1 protein-coding gene and 1 tRNA gene are annotated in these 1,279 nt (G+C 66.9%); one reads left to right on the top strand and one right to left on the bottom strand.

What is annotated here, in order from left to right; genetic code table 11:
* Nucleotides 1–350 precede the first annotated feature (350 nt).
* A tRNA-Lys gene (locus tag AB0442_RS42530) sits at nt 351–423 on the top strand.
* A gap of 196 nt (nt 424–619) precedes the next feature.
* Here the strand turns inward: AB0442_RS42530 and AB0442_RS42525 are convergent.
* Nucleotides 620–823 (bottom strand): hypothetical protein, encoded by a 204-nt coding sequence (locus tag AB0442_RS42525; protein WP_366168857.1) that lies wholly within the window; start codon nt 821–823, stop codon nt 620–622.
* Nucleotides 824–1,279 lie beyond the last annotated feature (456 nt).

Below are 1,279 nucleotides of genomic sequence, written 5' to 3'. Positions count from 1 at the left end.
GACCAGCGAGCATCACACCGCAGGACGAATCATCAGGAACCGGACAGCCCAGCCGAACCCCTCATGCCGGCGCGCGCGCGTGAACGATCGAGGCCTGGGCCCCCTTCCACTCGACACCGCTGCGCCCACAGTATCGAACCGTGTCAGAGCCTCTGCTGCCCGGGCCGGCGTCTGGTAGTGCCTGGCTGCCTCGTTGTGGCGGCGCGAAGCAGCGGCGGGATGAGCCTGAGCGCCGAGGATCTGCAGCTCTCATTTGTGAGTACGTATTACTCAACTTCTTTCCGTGTTTCGTATTTGAGTATTTCTGTGAAACCTTTCGCGCTGGTTGGTCATCTGTGACCGGTGTAGGGGCGCCGCTAGCTCAGTTGGCAGAGCAGCTGACTTTTAATCAGCGGGTCCGGGGTTCGAGCCCCCGGCGGCGTACGCCGCTCTTGTCCGGCCAACTGCTGGCCGGGCAGGGGCGTCCGGGTTCGTATCGGTTCTCGGCTGGCCGGGTCTGTGGCCGGCCGGTCGCCGGATCACCGTTGTTCGTTCGGAGGTTGCAGGTCATGGTTCGTCGGATTCTGCGGGTGGATGTCGTGCACCAGGACGGGAGTGTGTGCGAACACCGCACCGCTTCTCAGGGCGCGTTCCGGGAGGCCGACTGCACCGGCCGGGCGGGGTGGACGGCCACGTGCTCCTGCGGCTGGCAGACCACGGCCGAGTCGCGGTCGGCGGCCGAGGAGGAGCGCTCCTTCCACGCCCTCGCCCATACCACCGCGGCCGTCCCGGTCCGCAGCCTTGCGGTCGTCCCGACACCGACGCCGCCGACAGCGCCCTGCACGGTGGATGCGCCTCTGGCCGGATAGCAGCCGTACCCGCCGCCTGCACGGCCCGGCTGATCGGGCAGCCACTCCGGACACGAGTTCCGTACCGGCCGGCGGACAAGCCCTGCGCGGCGATCGTCCTGTGCCGGACGAATGCTTCCTAACGGGAGATCAGATGAGCGTGGAGAGCGGAGCCACCCTCGCCGGGATCCTGGTGTTCGAGCGGGTGTGCCACCAGGGCCGAGTCGTTCTCGCGGTGCGCCCGGTTGGTGAGTGATCGGGTGCTTCGATGTGTTATGCGGCAGATGTTCTGCTGTGAGACGGAGGCAGGCACGGCCTCCGGGTGATCATGAGGTGTCGAGTCCCTGATCACCACAGCGGAAAGCCGTGCCTGCGCGCTCATCATCTCCCATCCCTGTCGGTCTGGGTCAACTCACCGCCCCCGCAACGCCGTCGTTGGACGATCACCCCGG

The sequence above is a fragment of the Kitasatospora sp. NPDC085895 genome (assembly GCF_040702125.1).
Taxonomy (GTDB): domain Bacteria; phylum Actinomycetota; class Actinomycetes; order Streptomycetales; family Streptomycetaceae; genus Kitasatospora; species Kitasatospora arboriphila.
The sequence above is the reverse complement of the archived record's forward strand: the minus strand, read 5'-3'. Positions and strand labels throughout refer to the sequence as shown.